This window comes from Streptomyces sp. NPDC107528, from assembly GCF_055639295.1.
Genome location: NZ_JBVKAV010000009.1, coordinates 444,104 through 459,543, shown reverse-complemented (window position 1 = coordinate 459,543; position 15,440 = coordinate 444,104). Strand labels below are relative to the sequence as shown.

At 71.6% G+C, this 15,440-nt stretch carries 11 protein-coding genes; 7 read left to right on the top strand and 4 right to left on the bottom strand.

Features of this window, described 5'->3' with window-relative positions; genetic code table 11:
• The first annotated feature begins 65 nt into the window (after positions 1-65).
• A complete protein-coding gene (locus ACZ7L5_RS29245) occupies positions 66-812 on the top strand; it encodes an MBL fold metallo-hydrolase (protein WP_471520149.1) in 747 nt (248 codons plus the stop codon).
• Between the two features lie 40 nt (positions 813-852).
• On the top strand, positions 853-2,091 hold the full coding sequence (locus tag ACZ7L5_RS29240; RefSeq protein ID WP_471520147.1) for a DUF4032 domain-containing protein: 1,239 nt from the start codon (positions 853-855) through the stop codon (positions 2,089-2,091).
• 12 nt (positions 2,092-2,103) lie between these two features.
• Here the strand turns inward: ACZ7L5_RS29240 and ACZ7L5_RS29235 are convergent, their stop codons facing one another.
• A complete protein-coding gene (locus ACZ7L5_RS29235; protein ID WP_471520145.1) occupies positions 2,104-2,976 on the bottom strand; it encodes a universal stress protein in 873 nt (290 codons plus the stop codon).
• 63 nt (positions 2,977-3,039) lie between these two features.
• Between ACZ7L5_RS29235 and ACZ7L5_RS29230 the strand changes: the two genes are divergently transcribed.
• The 5 genes from ACZ7L5_RS29230 to ACZ7L5_RS29210 all read left to right on the top strand — a co-directional run bounded on the left by ACZ7L5_RS29230 (position 3,040) and on the right by ACZ7L5_RS29210 (position 9,975).
• Complete coding sequence (locus tag ACZ7L5_RS29230; RefSeq protein ID WP_328883825.1) at positions 3,040-3,396, top strand: VOC family protein; 357 nt, start codon at positions 3,040-3,042, stop codon at positions 3,394-3,396.
• 132 nt (positions 3,397-3,528) lie between these two features.
• Entirely contained in the window at positions 3,529-5,205 is a 1,677-nt protein-coding gene (locus ACZ7L5_RS29225) for an NAD(P)/FAD-dependent oxidoreductase (protein ID WP_363040693.1), read from the top strand.
• Positions 5,202-6,641: an ATP-binding protein gene (locus tag ACZ7L5_RS29220; protein WP_363040691.1), complete on the top strand. Its 1,440-nt coding sequence runs from the start codon at positions 5,202-5,204 to the stop codon at positions 6,639-6,641. Before ACZ7L5_RS29225 ends, ACZ7L5_RS29220 begins: the two co-directional genes overlap by 4 nt.
• The gene (locus ACZ7L5_RS29215; protein ID WP_471520142.1) at positions 6,638-6,991 is read left to right on the top strand and encodes a UBP-type zinc finger domain-containing protein; all 354 of its coding nucleotides are present in this window, start codon (positions 6,638-6,640) and stop codon (positions 6,989-6,991) included. The genes ACZ7L5_RS29220 and ACZ7L5_RS29215 overlap by 4 nt, the downstream gene beginning before the upstream one ends.
• A gap of 41 nt (positions 6,992-7,032) precedes the next feature.
• Complete coding sequence (locus ACZ7L5_RS29210) at positions 7,033-9,975, top strand: helix-turn-helix transcriptional regulator (protein ID WP_471520140.1); 2,943 nt, start codon at positions 7,033-7,035, stop codon at positions 9,973-9,975.
• A gap of 15 nt (positions 9,976-9,990) precedes the next feature.
• Here ACZ7L5_RS29210 and ACZ7L5_RS29205 read toward each other — a convergent pair whose 3' ends face one another.
• The 3 genes from ACZ7L5_RS29205 to ACZ7L5_RS29195 all read right to left on the bottom strand — a co-directional run bounded on the left by ACZ7L5_RS29205 (position 9,991) and on the right by ACZ7L5_RS29195 (position 15,423).
• Positions 9,991-11,181, bottom strand: a complete 1,191-nt coding sequence (locus ACZ7L5_RS29205) for an SGNH/GDSL hydrolase family protein (RefSeq protein ID WP_471520138.1) — start codon at positions 11,179-11,181, stop codon at positions 9,991-9,993.
• Positions 11,178-13,553 carry a glycosyl hydrolase family 95 catalytic domain-containing protein gene (locus ACZ7L5_RS29200; RefSeq protein ID WP_471520136.1) on the bottom strand — a complete coding sequence of 792 codons (2,376 nt, stop codon included), beginning with the start codon at positions 13,551-13,553 and terminating at the stop codon, positions 11,178-11,180. The genes ACZ7L5_RS29205 and ACZ7L5_RS29200 overlap by 4 nt, the downstream gene beginning before the upstream one ends.
• Before the next feature lie 61 nt (positions 13,554-13,614).
• Positions 13,615-15,423 carry an alpha-galactosidase D gene (locus tag ACZ7L5_RS29195; RefSeq protein WP_471520134.1) on the bottom strand — a complete coding sequence of 603 codons (1,809 nt, stop codon included), beginning with the start codon at positions 15,421-15,423 and terminating at the stop codon, positions 13,615-13,617.
• Positions 15,424-15,440: the final 17 nt, after the last annotated feature.

The window sequence follows — 15,440 nt, the reverse complement described above, 5'->3', positions numbered from 1 at the left end:
ACGCGCTTACCGCCTGATCTGCTTTGCTGTGTCCGTCGAGCACGGACCTCACACGCGGGACGATCATGCGCGCAGATGTGCAGCAAGTCGCGGACGGCACCTATCTGGTGCGCGGCAGCAACACCAACTGGGTGATCCTCAGCGAGGGGGACGCCGTCACGCTCATCGACACGGGCTACCCCGGGGACCGGCCGAAGCTTTTCGCCTCCCTTGCCGAGGTGGGCAGTTCACCGGAGGCCGTCAGCGCCGTACTGATCACGCACGCGCACACCGATCACTTGGGCAACGCCGAGTACCTGCGCGCCACGTACGGCACACCCGTGTACCTCCACGAGGCCGAAGTGCCGCACGCGCGCCGGGAGTTCCTGCACCAGGTCGGCGTCGGGACGGTCCTGCGGAACGGCTGGCGCCCCGGGGTCCTGCCCTGGGCGGTCCACGCGATCCGCTCCGGCGGCACCGCGCACGTCCCCGTCACCACCCCCGAGCCGTTCCCGTCGGCCGGCCCGCTGGATCTGCCCGGCCGGCCCGTCCCGGTGCACACGCCGGGTCACACCGACGGGCACTGCGCCTACCACCTGCCCGACGCCGGTGTGGTGATCGCGGGCGACGCCCTGGTCAGCGGGCACCCCACCTCCCGGATCAAGGGACCGCAGCTGCTGCCCGACATGTTCCACCGCGAGCGCGCCCGTGCCGTGGCCTCGCTGGACGTACTCGAAGGCCTCAAGGGGGATGTGCTGCTCCCCGGGCACGGCCCCGTGCACCGTGGAGCGGTGCGGGAAGCTGCTCTTCAGGCCCGGGAGCGCGCGCTCTAAGGTGAGCTGACGATCACGGCTAGGCGAGGACGAACGCCCCATGGCACTGCAGATCAGCGCGACGAACCCGGAGCACCCCGCGCTCCTGCTGGAACTCCCCTGGCAGCTGCCGCTGGAGGAGTGGCCGGAGGACATCCTGGTCCCGCTGCCGCGCGGTATATCCCGGCACGTCGTGCGCTACGCCCGCGCCGGCAGCGAGGTGATCGCCGTCAAGGAGCTCGCCGAGCGCCCGGCACTGCGCGAGTACGAACTCCTGCGCGACCTGGACCGCATCGGCATCCCGGCCGTCGACCCGCTCGCCGTGGTCACCGGCCGCACCGACTCCGGCGGGGGCTCCCTGGAGTCGGTGCTGGTGACCCGGCACCTGGGCGGCTCGATGCCGTACCGCTCGATGTTCGAGACGACGATGCGGCCCGCGACCATGCACCGCCTCATGGACGCGCTGGCCGTGCTGCTGGTCCGTCTCCACCTCGCCGGGTTCGCCTGGGGCGACTGCTCGCTGTCCAACACGCTGTTCCGGCGGGACGCGGGCGCCTACGCCGCCTATCTGGTGGACGCCGAGACCGGAGATCTGCACCCGCAGCTCAGCAACGGCCAGCGCGACTACGACCTGGATCTCGCCCGGGTCAACATCAGCGGTGAACTGCTGGACCTGGAGGCGTCCGGGGCGCTGCACCCCTCGGTGGACCCGATCGAGTTCGGCACCGAGATCTGCGCCCGCTACCACAGCCTGTGGGAGGAACTGACCCGCACATCGGTGTACCCGGCGGGCAAGTACCACTACATCGAGCGCCGGATACGGCGACTGAACGAACTCGGTTTCGACGTGGCCGAGATGCAGATCGAGCACGCCGGCAACGGCGACACGGTCACCTTCGTGCCCAAGGTCGTCGACGCCGGCCACCACCAGCGGCAACTGCTGCGCCTGACGGGCCTGGACACCGAGGAGAACCAGGCCCGACGGCTCCTGAACGACCTGGAGAGCTGGATGGCCACCCAGGACGACTACGCCCCGGGCGACCCCCTCGGCGCCCGCCCCGAGGTCCTCGCGCACCGCTGGGTGCGGGACGTCTTCCGCCCCACCGTGCGCGCCGTGCCGCTGGAGCTGCGCGGTTCCATGGACGCCGCCGAGATCTACCACGAGCTGCTCGAACACCGCTGGTACCTGTCCGAGCGGGCTCAGCTCGACATCGGCCTGGACACCGTGGTCGAGGACTACATCACGAACATCCTGCCCAAGGCCCGGGAGACGCTGCAGCCGACGACGACGTCCGACTGAGGTCCGGCTGACTCAGTCGTGCGGCACCACGGCCACCGGGCAGTCCGCGAGGTGCAGCATGCCGTGCGCCACCGAGCCGATCCGGGCACCCACGGCCGTGCGGTGGGCACGGCGCCCCACGACCATCAGCTGGGCCCGCCCTGAGACCGACAGCAGCACCTGCCCTCCGCTGCCCATCTCCACGTGCTCGACGACGGGGACGTCGGGGAAGCGCTCCCGCCACGGCCGCAGCGCCTCGCCCAGCGCCTTCTTCTCGTACGGCTCCAGTCCCCCGGCCTCGTCGAGGAGCTTCAGGGAGCCCGGGCTGTAGGCGAACAGCGGCGGCAGGGTCCAGGCCCGCACGGCGCGCACGGTCGCGCCACGCGCCGCGGCCGTCTCGAACGCGAACCGCAGCGCGGCGGAGCTGTCCTCGGGGTCGCCCTGCTGACCGACGACGATCTCGCGCCCGGCGGCTTCGGCGGACGCCTCGTCCCCGGCCCGTACCCGCACGACGGGCCGCGTGGCCCCGGCGATCGCCTGCTGCCCGACGGAGCCCAGCAGGAACCCGACGACGCGGCCGTGGCCGCGCGAGCCCAGCACGAGTATCTCGGCCTCGCCCGCGGCGGCGACGAGCGTCTCGGCGGGCGGGCCTTCGACGATGTCGGTGGTCACGTCCAGGACCGGGTGCCGCTCGGTGACGGTGCGGGCCGCCTCGGCCAGCCCGTCGCGCACCCACTGTGCCTGGGTGTCCTCGTCCCCCGCGTCGATCGCGTCGTGCGGCTGGAACCGCCAGGCGTGCACCACCCGCAGGGGGAGCCCCCGGCGGACGGCTTCGCGGGCGGCCCAGGCCAGCCCGGCGAGGCTCTCCTCCGATCCGTCCACCCCTGCCGTGATCGGGCGCGTCATTCCGGCTGCCTCCTCGTGTCGCGGTCACGTTCGTCGAACCCCAGTCTTCACTACCCTGAACCCATGGCTTTGGAGTGGGAGCAGGTGAACGTCGACGCGGCCGACGCCGTGGCCCTCGGCCGCTGGTGGGCCGAGGCTCTCGGCTGGGTCGTGCTCAACGACTCGGCCGACGAGTTCGAGATCCGGCCCGAGCGGGACCGGCTGCCCGGCCTGATCTTCGGGCCCGTACCCGAGGGCAAGACCGTCAAGAACCGCCTCCACCTCGACTTCCGCCCCGACGACCAGGACGCGGAGGTCGCCCGCCTCCTCGCCCTCGGCGCGCGCCACGCGGACGTCGGGCAGACCGGCGACGAGCCGTGGGTCACGCTGGCGGACCCCGAGGGCAACGAGTTCTGCGTGCTCGGCCCGCGGCGCACCTGAGCGCGGTGGGCGCCCGCCATACCTGAGCGAAGCGGGCGGATCGAACATACGATGGCCGGAAGTCGGCTCGGCGACCGCGCCTCCTGACGCTCGCCGCCGCGCCGTGAATGCGAAGCCCGGGGTGGGAGACGTATGGCACAGGCGTCCGACGCAGCGCGGACCGTCATCCTGACCGTGGACGACGACCCGGGAGTCTCCCGGGCGGTCGCCCGCGATCTGCGGCGGCGCTACGGCGAGTCGCACCGGATCGTGCGCGCGGAGTCCGGCGAGTCCGCGCTGCAGGCGCTGCGCGAACTGAAGCTGCGCGGCGATCTCGTGGCCGTGATCCTGGCCGACTACCGCATGCCCCAGATGAACGGCATCGAGTTCCTCGAACAGGCCCTGGACGTCTATCCCGGCGCCCGCCGCGTGCTGCTGACCGCGTACGCGGACACGAGCGCGGCGATCGACGCGATCAACGTCGTCGACCTTGATCACTACCTGCTCAAGCCGTGGGATCCGCCGGAGGAGAAGCTCTACCCCGTCCTGGACGACCTGCTGGAGGCCTGGCGGCGCAGCGACTACCGGCCGGTGCCCAGCACCAAGGTGGTCGGCCACCGCTGGTCGGCGCGCTCCTCGGAGGTGCGGGAGTTCCTGGCCCGCAACCAGGTGCCGTACCGCTGGTACTCCGCCGACGAGCCCGAGGGCCGGCGGCTGCTGGCCGCCGCAGAGCAGGACGGGCAGCGGCTGCCTCTGGTGATCACGCCGGACGGGACGCCCCTGGTGGCGCCCGAGGCACCCGAGCTGGCCTCGAAGGTGGGGCTGGCCACGATGCCCACGGCCGATTTCTACGACCTCGTCGTCATCGGCGGCGGCCCGGCCGGGCTGGGCGCGGCCGTGTACGGGGCGTCGGAGGGGCTGCGGACCGTGCTGGTGGAGCGGTCGGCGACGGGCGGACAGGCCGGGCAGAGCTCCCGGATCGAGAACTACCTCGGCTTCCCGGACGGCGTGTCGGGAGCACAGCTCACCGACCGGGCCCGGCGGCAGGCGGCGCGGTTCGGCGCCGAGATCCTCACCGCGCGCGAGGTGACGGGGCTGGAGGTCAGCGGGTCCGCCCGGATCGTACGGTTCTCGGACGGCTCGGCGGTCGCCGCGCACAGCGTGATCCTGGCGACCGGCGTGTCGTACCGGCAGCTGGCCGCGCCCGGCTGCGACGACCTGACCGGCCGCGGGCTGTACTACGGGTCGGCGCTCACGGAAGCGCCCGCCTGCCAGGGTCAGGACGTGTACATCGTCGGCGGCGCCAACTCCGCCGGGCAGGCGGCGATGTACCTGGCGCGGGGTGCCAAGTCGGTGACGCTGCTGGTCCGCGGCGAGTCCCTGTCGGCGTCCATGTCGTACTACCTGGTCCAGCAGATCGAAGAGGCGCCGAACATCACGGTGCGGCCCAGGACGGTCGTCGAGTCCGCGCACGGCTCCGACCACCTTGAGCAGCTGACGCTGCGCTCCGTGGACGACGGGGGGACCGAACTCGTCGACGCCCAGTGGATGTTCGTGTTCATCGGCGCCGCTCCGCTCACCGACTGGCTGGACGAGACGGTGTTGCGGGACGAGCGGGGGTTCATCCTCGCCGGGCCCGACCTGTCGTCCGACGGGCGGCCGCCGGCCGGCTGGGAGCTGGACCGGCCGCCGTACCACCTGGAGACCAACGTCCCCGGCGTGTTCGTGGCGGGCGACGCACGCTCCGAGTCCGCCAAGCGCGTCGCGTCCGCCGTCGGAGAGGGAGCCATGGCCGTCATGCTCGTCCACCGCTATCTGGAGCAGTCATGAGCGGGCAGTCGATGCCGTGCAACGCCGCGGAGATCGGGTCCCTGTTCCTGTTCGAGAAGCTCACCCCCGAGCAGCTCGGCAGGCTGTGCGACGAGGGGCGGGTGGAGCAGTTCGAGCCCGGCCCCGTGTACACCGAGGGCGACCCCGCGACCTGCTTCTACGTGATGATCGAGGGCACGGTCGTGCTGTCCCGCCGGGTCGCCGGGGACGACGTGGAGGTGACACGGACCTCGCAGCGCGGGGTGTACGCGGGGTCCATGCAGGCGTATCTGGGTGACCGGGTGCGGCAGGTCTACAACAACTCCATGCGCGTCACGGAGCCGACGCGGTTCTTCGTGCTGCCCGCGGACACCTTCGCGCAGATCATGCAGGAGTGGTTCCCGATGGCGGTGCATCTGCTGGAGGGGCTCTTCTTCGGTTCGAAGAGCACGCAGCAGGCCATCGGGCAGCGCGAACGGCTGCTGGCGCTCGGCTCGTTGTCCGCCGGGCTCACGCACGAGCTCAACAACCCCGCCGCCGCGGCCGTACGGGCGACCGCCACCTTGCGCGAGCGTGTGGGCAAGATGCGGCACAAGCTCGCCGTCATCACGCAGGGTTCGTACTCCCCCGAGGTCATCGCCAACCTCGTCGACATCCAGGAGCGCACCGCCGAGCGGGTCGCCAAGGCCCCCACCCTGAGTCCGCTGGAGGCCGCCGACCGGGAGGACGCGCTCACCGACTGGCTCGACGACCAAGGCATCCAGGAGGGCTGGCGGATCGCGCCCACCTTCGTCCAGGCCGGTCTCGACGTGGACTGGCTGGACCAGGTCGCGGCGGCGGTGGACGAGGAGATCCTGCCGAGCGCGATCGGATGGCTCAGCTACACCGTCGAGACCGAGCTGCTGATGGACGAGATCAACGACTCGACCACCCGCATCTCACATCTCGTGGACGCAGCCAAGCAGTACTCGCAGCTCGACCGCGCGCCCTTCCAGAACGCCGACGTGCACGAACTCCTCGACAGCACCCTGCTGATGCTGTCGGCCAAGATCGGCCCGCAGATCAAGGTCGTCAAGGAGTACGACCGTTCGCTCCCGAGGGTCCCGGCGTATCCGGCGGAGCTCAACCAGGTGTGGACGAACCTCATCGACAACGCCGTCTCGGCCATCAACAGCGCGGGCGGCGAAGGGACGTTGACGGTGCGGACGGCTCCGGATCACGACCGGCTGCTGGTGGAGTTCCGTGACACGGGCGTCGGCATCCCTGCGGAGAACCGCGGGCGCATCTTCGATCCGTTCTTCACGACGAAGCCCGTGGGTGAGGGCACCGGGCTCGGACTCGACATCTCCTGGCGGATCGTGACCAACAAGCACCACGGCACCATCCAGGTGCAGTCCGAACCGGGCGACACCCGCTTCCAGGTCCTGCTTCCACTCACGTCCGAGGAGGCTTCATGAACGACGTCAAGGGCATCGATCCGAACGTGCCGCCGAGCGGCAGTGGGTGCCCGGAGTGCGACGAGGCGGGCGGATGGTGGTTCCATCTGCGGCGGTGTGCGCAGTGCGGGCATGTGGGGTGCTGTGACAGTTCGCCCGCGAAGCATGCGACGGCGCATTTCCGGGAGACCGGACATCCCTTCGTGCAGAGCTTCGAGCCGGGTGAGAGCTGGTACTGGAACTACGACACGAACGAGATGTACGAGTCGGGACCCGAGCTCGCGGCACCGGACAGCCATCCGGCCGAGCAGCCCACCCCGGGGCCCACGGGACGGGTCCCTGCCGATTGGGCGAAGACTTTGCGCGCCTGAGGGCCACAGGCGCTGCCAGAGGTGAGTGACAGGATGTATGCGTGTCGCAGACCTCTTTCACCACGCCACTCATCGGGCGAGAGGGCGAGTTCGCTCGCCTCTCCACGGCGCTGGAACGTGCCCGGGACGGTGAGGCCCGCGCCGTCCTGATCGCCGGGGACGCCGGAGTCGGCAAGACGCGGGTGCTGGACGAGGTCGCGGGGCGGGCGGCTCGGGACGGGACGGTCGTCCTCACCGGGCACTGTGTCGATCTCGGTGATGTCGGGCTGCCGTATCTTCCGTTCACCGAGGTGCTGGGCGTACTCGCCGGTGACGAGCGGTTCACGGACGTCCTCGCCGCGCATCCGGTGGTCGGACGGCTGCTGGGCGGCGACACGGACGCCGTGAGTGACCGGCTGCGCCTGTTCGAGGGCATCGCCGGGCTGCTGGCCGATCTGGCGGACGTCGCGCCGGTACTGCTGGTGCTGGAGGACCTGCACTGGGCCGACCAGTCGTCGAGGGATCTGCTGCGGTTCCTGCTGAGCCGGGGCATCCTGCAGCGACCGGCGGGTGGGGCGCCCGCCCATCGGTTGGCCGTGTTCGCGTCGTACCGCGCGGATGACCTGCACCGGCGTCATCCGCTGCGCCCGCTGCTGGCCGAACTGGTGCGGCTGCCCGCCGTGGAGCGGCTGGAGCTGCGCCCGATGGCCGACACCGAGGTGGCCCGGCTGGTGCGCGCCGTCCAGGAGCGGCCGCTGCCGGACAGTACGGTCCGGCGGATCGTCGAGCGGGCCGAGGGCAACGCCTTCTACGCCGAGGAACTGGTCGCGGCGACGGACACCGGGGCCGGCGGGGTGCCCAGCGGGCTGGCCGATGTCCTCCTCATCCGGTTCGAGCAGCTGTCCGACACCGCTCAGCAGGTGCTGCGCACGGCCGCGGTGGCGGGGCGTCGCGTCGAGCACGACCTGTTGCGGGGTGCCGTGGGCATTCCGGAGGAGGAGCTGGAGTCGGCGCTGCGTGAGGCCCTCGGGCGCCAGTTGCTCGTGGCAGGGGAAGGCGACACGTACGCCTTTCGGCACGCGCTCGCGCGTGAGGCGGTGTACGCGGATCTGCTCCCTGGCGAACGGGCCCGGCTGCACGGTGCGTTCGCCCGGCTGCTTGCCGGACGCGGCCGTCCCGACGAGACTGCGGCCGAGCGCGCCCACCACTACCGCGAGAGCCACGATCTGGCCGAGGCTCTGGCCGCCTCTCTGGAGGCCGCCGACCACGCGCACCGGGTCGGCGCGCCCGCCGAGGAGCTACGGCACCTGGAGAGCGCCCTGGACCTGTGGTCGTCGGTGGAGCCGTCCGCGCGGCCGTCGGGCGAGGGCACCGACCGGGTGACGCTCACGCTGCGCGCGTCGGCCGCCGCCGCGCACGCCGGTGAGTCGCACCGCGCGGTCTCCCTCACCCGCTCCGTGCTCGCGGCCCCCGGCCAGGACACCGACACCGAGCTCGCCGCCCGGGTCCGCTACACGCTCGCCGGGAACCTGCTCGGCGTCGACAGCCTGACGGCGGCGTTCGCCTACAGCAGCGAGGCGCTCGCCCTGATTCCGGCGGAGCCTCCGTCGCGGACATGGGTGTGGGCGGCGGCCACGCACGTCCTGGCGGCCCGCCAGGTCGGGGAGAACGAGACCGCCCTGCGGGTCGCCCGCGAGGCCCTGCGCATCGCCGAGAAACTCCAGGTGACGGACGCCCGGGCGGACCTGCTCATCTCGTTGGCCGTTCTCGAGGCCGGCGGCCGGCGTACACCGCAGGGGCGTGCACGGCTGCGCGAGGCCCGGGATCTGGCGCGGCGTTCGGGCAACGCCCCGGTGGAGATGCGCGCCCTGTTCAGCCTCGCCGTGGGCTGCTTCGAGTCCGGAGACCTGGAGGAGTCGCTGCCCTGGCTGACGGAAGGGCTGGACCGGGCCCGGCGTGCCGGGTTGCTGTCCTCGCTGTATCCGCTGGAGATGCGGTACCTGCGGCTGCTCGTGCTGTACACGCTGGGCCGTTGGGACGAGTGCGTGAGCGTGGCGGCGGCCGACGCAGGCGTGCTGCCGGCGGCGGGCGGATACACGACCGGTCCCGCGCTCTACGTCTCTCTGGCGCGCGGTGACTTCGCGGCCGTCGAGGCGGCCCACGCGCTGCTGGCGGGGCCCTTCGACTGGATGGGCACGCTCATCGCGGGTCTCGCGCTCACCGACGCCGCCGCGTGGCGCGGTGACGCGGACGCGGCGGTGGAGCGGATGCGGTCCTCGGTCGCGGCGCTCACCGACGACGCGGGGGCGCTCCCCGATGCCACGGTCCGGCTGGCCGCCCTCGCGCTGTCCGCGGTCGGCGACCGGGCGGCCGAGCTGCGCCTGACCGGCGACGAGCCGGGGCTGCGCCGCTGGGCGGACACGGCGACCGAACTGGTCGAGCTGGCGCGCGGCACGGCGGCACGAGGCGGGGACGTCAGGCCTCAGGGTCCGGAAGGCATGGCGTGGCTGGCCCGCGCGGAGGCGGAGTGGGCGCGGGCGGTGTCCGGGCCTGACGTGGGGGCGTGGGCGAAGGCGGTGGCGGCGTTCGACTACGGCGACGAGTACGAGCGGGCGCGCTGCCGGGTGCGGCACGCCGAGGCCCTGCTGGCGGCGGACGAGCGCGAGGCGGCGGCCACCGAGGCCCGGGCGGCACGGGAGACGGCGACGCGGCTCGGTGCGACGCTGCTGCTGGAGCGGGTGGACGCCCTGATCCGCCGGGGCCGCCTCGCGGACACCTCCGCCGACCGCTCCTCGGTGCTCACGGCCCGCGAGCAGGACGTGCTGCGGCTCCTCGCCCTCGGCCGCAGCAACCGGCAGATAGGCGAGGAGCTGTACATCACCGGCAAGACGGCGAGCGTCCACGTCTCCAACATCCTGGCCAAGCTGGGCGCAGCGAGCCGTACGGAGGCGGTGGCGATCGCCTATCGGGAGGGCCTGATCACCCGCGAGAAGGCGGTGGGCTGACGCCGGTCGTGCACGTCAGCCGGTGGTGTCGCAGTCCAGGGCGGTCAGGTCGACGGCGTCGGCCATCGCCTGCATGCCCTTGTCGTTGGGGTGGATGTGGTCGCCGCCGTCGAGGGCGGGCAGCATCCGTGCGGGGTCGTAAGGGCTGCGCAGGATGCGGTCGAAGTCGGTGACGGCGTCGAACTCGCCGCTGGTGCGGATGAACTCGTTGACCTCCTGGCGCACTGCCTCACCGGCCGGGTCCCATTCGAGCCAGCCCTTGAAGGGGCCGACGGTCGCGCCGACGACGCACTTGCCGGCCGCGTGCGCCCGGTCGATGATCTCGCGGTAGCCCTCGATCAGGTCGTCGGCCGTGACGCCCGTATGGGCCTTGATGTCGTTCACGCCCTGGAAGAGGAACACGGTCCGCACGCCCGGCTGGGACAGGACGTCCCGCTCCAGCCGGTTCAGCGCGCTCTCGCCGGGGCCGTCCGCGAGGACCTTGTTCCCGGAGATCCCCTCGTTCGCCACGCCCTTCACCGCCGTGTCCGAGCGTTGCAGTCGCCGGGCGAGGTAGTCGGGCCAGCGGCGGTTGAGGTCGGTGGTGGACTGCCAGCCGTCGGTGATGGAGTCGCCGAGGGCGGCCACCGCTCCGGTGCCGGCGCGGGCGCGCACGGAGACGGCGTCGAGATAGAACCACGAGCCGGTCGGGACGGTCCAGGCGGCGCCGCCCTCCTCGGCGGTGTGGTCGCCCTGGGTCGCGTAGGACGACTGCATGGCCATCCAGTGGCCGGTCGCGGGGCCGCCCGCGTCGGGGCTGTGCAGGCTGACGACGAGGTTGGTCGCGGCGGGCAGCCTGCCGGGCAGCGGGTCGCTCCACACGGTCTCGCCGGCCGGTACGGTGACCGTGCGTTCACCGCCGAACGCCAGCCGCCGGTTGCTGCCGGGCCGCAGCTCGGCGCCCTGTTTCCGGATGCCCGCGTAGACGTTGTCGAAGGTGATCGGCCGGTCCCCGAAGGCGTTCGACAGCCTGATCCGCGTGTCGGTGCCGCCCACGCTGGTGTGCACGACGAGCCGGTAGCTGCGGCCGGCGACGCCGTCCGCCATGCGGTCGGCGCTCGCCGCCCAGGTGACGACGCCGCTCGCGTCGGCGGTCGCTTCGGCGGGCGGCGACTGGCAGGCGACGACCGTCAGCAGGACGGCGGCCAGCGGGAGCCCGGCCCTCACTTGGCGAAGTCCTTCAGCGTGACCGACGCGCCGGGCCGCAGGGTGACCGTGCGGGACACATCGCCGTACGCGACCGTCGTGGTGCGGCCGCCCACGCTGTGGATCCGGGCCTCGGTCGGGCGTCCGTCGCGCCAGCGCAGGTCGACCTCGAAACCGCCCCGCACGGCGACGCCCCGCACATGGCCCGAGTCGGCCCAGGCGTCGGGGAGCGCCGGCAGGAGCTCGACGTGGCCCGGCCGCGAGTACAGCAGCATCTCCACCATCGCGGCCGGGGTGCCGAAGTTGGCGTCGATCTGGAAGATGCCGCGGCCGCGCTCCACCTCGTAGATGTCGAAGAGGTTGAAAGCGGTGCCGTTGCTGCCGTCGGTCGACGGGCGGAGGTTGTTGACGACCAGCTGGTAGGCCTTGTCGGCGTTTTTCAGGCGGGCCCAGCACAGGCTGCGCCAGGCGTTGGCCCAGCCGAAGCTCTCCATGCCGCGCGCGGTGAGCAGGGCGGTGGCGCCCTCGACGATGTCGGCCGGGGTGGAGCCGTCGGGGCGGATGCGGTCGCCGGGGAACAGGTTGATCAGCGGGGACAGGTGGCGATGGGTGGTCTCACCCAGGTTGTCGGGCGACATCCACTCCTCCAGCCAGCCGGTGGCGGGGCTGACCTGCGGCAGGTACAGCTTTCTGCGCAGTGAGGCGATCGTATCCGCGTAGTCGGTGTCCCGCCCGAGGGCGGCGGCCGCGGTGCAGTAGTTCCCGAACAGTGTCCACACGACTTCCTGAGCATAGGTGATGCCCTTGGCGTCCTGCGGACCGTGCTCGGGAGACCAGTCGCTGTCGTCCACGAGCACCTCCTTCGACGTGCCGGGGAGGGTGACGGTGAGCAGCCGCGCCTCCCAGAACTCGCACGCGCCCTTGAGGAGGGGGTAGATCTTCTTCAGGTGTTCGCGTGACCCGGTGTACTCGTAGTGCTCCCACAGCGTGGTGCACAGCCAGGCGTTGCCCGCCGGATGCCACCACCAGCCGCTTCCTCCGTAGGGGTTGGTGGAGAAGGCGACGGCCCAGCCGGCGTTCTTGCCGCTGGAGTTGCGGTAGCGATTGCGCGGGTCGTTGAACAGGCGACGGGTGGTGTCGTTCCAGGAGGGGAGCTGGGCGACGCAGTAGTCCGTGAAGGCGTCGAAGCAGGGGGAAAGGCCCGTGCGGTCGGCCATCCAGTAGTTCATCTGGATGTTGATGTCGGTGTGGTAGTCGCCCATCCAGTCCGGGTCGTTGCCGTCCAGCCACAGGCCCTGGAGGCCCATCGGGAGGCTGTCGCGCGAGCCGGTGATCATGAGGTAGCGGCCGTACTGGAGGTAGGCCGCTTCCAGTTCCGGGTCGGGTTCGGGATCGCGGCTGCGGGCGTGCAGGCGCTCCCAGGTGTCGAGTTGGCGCTGGGCGTCCGTGGACGTACCGAGGGAGAGGCCGAGTCGTCCGTACAGGGCGCGGTAGTCGGCGACATGAGTGCGGCGCAGGGCGTCGGCGGACTCCGCGGCGGCGGCGCGGACCTTCGTACGGGCCAGGCGCTCCGGGTCGAGGGAGGGATCACGGAAACCGGCCGCGGCGTCGGGCGCGTAGTTCGTGCCCGCGGTGACCACCACGGTGAGGTCCTTGCAGCCGGCGAAGTCGATCCGGGTGCCGTTGACGGTGACCCTGCCGCCGCTGCCGCGGGCCTTGACGGCGGCGCCGTAGCGCAGGCCGTTGGGGAGAGCCGCGCCGAACGACTCGGCGGCGGTCGGCTTCTCGCCGTGCGTGCCGGTGAGGGTGATGGAGCCGGTGTAGCGGCCGCCACCGCTCTGGGTGAAACGCAGGACGATGACGTCGTCGGGGTGGCTGGCGTACATCTCACGCCGGTAGGTGACGCCGGAGCGGACGTAGGAGCTGGTGACCAGACCCTGGGCGAGGTCGAGGGTGCGGCGGTAGCCGGAGACGGCGTCGAGGTCGTGGGCGGGGATGTCGACGGTGAGTCTGGCGAGCAGCGTGAAGGAGCCGAAGTCGGAGCGGCCGTAGGGGAACTGGCCGTCCTGGTCCGGGGTGTCGTTGAGGCCGCCGGTCCACATGGTCGCGTCGGTGATCAGGAGGAGCTCGCGGCCGGGGTCGTTGCTCGCGAGGGCTCCGATGCGGCCGTTGCCCACGGGCAGGCCCTGTTCGATGAGTGAGCCCTCGTCGCCCGGTGCCTGCCACCACAGCCGCTCGCGAGCGGCGTCGGCGGGGAGCGCGGCTTCGGCGGGGCGGGCAGGAGCGGCGAAGGCGGTGAACGTGGGCAGCGTGCCGAGGGCGGCGGTGAGGCCCGCGGTGGTGGCGAGGGAGAGGAGGGCTCTTCGGCTCGGCTCGTTGGGGCTGGTGTTCATGCGGGGCTCCGGATGCGTCTGGGCCGGGGCCCGGCGCGCTGCCGGGCCCCGACGGGGGAGGTCAGAGAGACTTCTGTACGTCGATCCGGTCGATGTCCGGCGCGTAGCCGTTCCCGCTGTCGAACGTGATCGTGTTGGCCCCGGCCTTCAGCTTCACCGCCACGTGGACGCTGTTCACCGTGGACCAGTCGCCCGTGGACGCGAACTTGTGCGAGGTTCCGCCGCCTCCGTTCGCCGAGACGGAGATCGAACGGGCGTCACCGCTGACGTAGGCGACCTTGATCTGGTAGGTGCCGGCCTTGGGGACCACGACGTCGTCGAGGGTCAGCTGGCCGCCGGTGTAGAGGTTGCCGACCTTGCGGCCGCCGGAGCAGGCGGAGCAGTCGGCGACGGAGGCGTTGCCGCTCAGGGTGCCCGCCTCGGCCTCGTAGGCGGTCCAGGCGAGGTCGGTGCCGCGCGGGGTGACGGTGAACAGGCGGGAGCCGTGCGCGGGGAGCGCCTGGGTGATCTTGTCGGTGTGGGAGCCGAGGTTCTCCTTGTTCCACACGTCGCGCACCGAGGCCTTGCCCTTGAAGCCCAGGGTGGACCAGTTGGCGGTCACCGAGGCGGGAGCGTCGGACAGGTTGAACAGCGCGACGGTGTAGGTGCCGTTCGGGTTCTTCGCCGCCCACACCTGCTGCGGGTCGGAGGCGGTGACGGGCTCGGCGGGCGGGGCACTGCTCTGGTTGAGCGCGATGACCTCGCGGTTGGTCAGCAGCGACAGGCCGTAGGAGTCGAGCTTGGTGAGGTCGTCGCCGGTGAAGAGCGGGGACTTGGCTATCGCCCAGAGGGTGGCGTAGCTCTGCCGCTCGGCCTTGGTGAGGCCGTCCATCTCGCCGTTGCCGACGTTCAGGGAGTCGAGGTCGTTCCAGCCGCCGGGGCCGGCGTGGGCGGTCCAGGCCGGGGCGTCGTCCCAGCGGTCGTCGACCGAGTTCTCCCAGGTGACCAGGGTGTTGCAGTAGCACTCGACGTCGGTGTCGATGCGCCAGCCGTTGGAGTACTTCTTCCAGTCCTCGACGTGGCCGTAGTCGAGGGACCAGGACAGCTCCAGGTGGATCGGGCGGCCGGCGGTCTTGATGGCCTTCTGCCAGGCGGCGACGTCGGCGACGTTGTTGTAGTTGTCGCCGCTCTTGAAGGAGCCGGGGCCCACGCCGTCGAGCTTCAGGAAGTCGTAGCCCCAGTCGGCGAACATCTGGGCCTGGGAGTCGATGTACTTCTGCGCGCAGGGGTTCGAGAAGTCGATCTTGTAAGCGCTGTCCCAGCCGTTGGTGGTGCGCAGGTCGTCGTAGACGATGTCGCCGGTCGTGCAGCCCTCGGCGTTCCAGATCGGGTTCTTGCCGTCGTTGTACGCCCCCTTCTCCAGGCCGACCGGGAGGTAGATGCCGGGCTTGAGGCCCTTGGCGTGGATGCGGTCGGCGACGGCCTTCATGCCGCTGGGGAAGCGCACCGGGTCGGCCTTCTGCCGGCCGTACTCGTCGAACTGCGACTTCCAGGACCAGTCCATCCACCAGCCGGCGTCGATGTTGACGTACTCGTAGCCGTACTTCTTCAGCTTGGCGGCCATGGCGTCGGTCTGCTTGATGACGTTCGCCTCGGACAGGTAGCTGTAGTCGCCCTTCGGGTTGAGGCCCGGGTACTTCGACGACTGCATGGTCCAGCTCGTCCAGCCCATGTAGGGCTTGGCGGCCACGGTGGTGGCCGGGGCGGCCGGGGGTGCGGGGGTCTCGGCCTGCGCGGCGGGGACGGCGGCCGTGACACCGGCGGTGAGGGCCAGGACCACAACGGCTCTCAGGGCGCGTGCGGGCATGACGGAGTACGAGGATGACCTCATGGGTCGTACCTCCCTGG

Excerpts from the sequence above, each read along its gene's own strand:
- ACZ7L5_RS29220 (WP_363040691.1), top strand. The coding sequence starts at position 5,202 with ATGAGCGGGCAGTCGATGCCGTGCAACGCCGCGGAGATCGGGTCCCTG.
- ACZ7L5_RS29215 (WP_471520142.1), top strand. The coding sequence starts at position 6,638 with ATGAACGACGTCAAGGGCATCGATCCGAACGTGCCGCCGAGCGGCAGT.
- ACZ7L5_RS29245 (WP_471520149.1), top strand. The coding sequence starts at position 66 with ATGCGCGCAGATGTGCAGCAAGTCGCGGACGGCACCTATCTGGTGCGC.
- ACZ7L5_RS29240 (WP_471520147.1), top strand. The coding sequence starts at position 853 with ATGGCACTGCAGATCAGCGCGACGAACCCGGAGCACCCCGCGCTCCTG.
- ACZ7L5_RS29195 (WP_471520134.1), bottom strand. The coding sequence starts at position 15,423 with ATGAGGTCATCCTCGTACTCCGTCATGCCCGCACGCGCCCTGAGAGCC.
- ACZ7L5_RS29230 (WP_328883825.1), top strand. The coding sequence starts at position 3,040 with ATGGCTTTGGAGTGGGAGCAGGTGAACGTCGACGCGGCCGACGCCGTG.
- ACZ7L5_RS29235 (WP_471520145.1), bottom strand. The coding sequence starts at position 2,976 with ATGACGCGCCCGATCACGGCAGGGGTGGACGGATCGGAGGAGAGCCTC.
- ACZ7L5_RS29225 (WP_363040693.1), top strand. The coding sequence starts at position 3,529 with ATGGCACAGGCGTCCGACGCAGCGCGGACCGTCATCCTGACCGTGGAC.
- ACZ7L5_RS29200 (WP_471520136.1), bottom strand. The coding sequence starts at position 13,553 with ATGAACACCAGCCCCAACGAGCCGAGCCGAAGAGCCCTCCTCTCCCTC.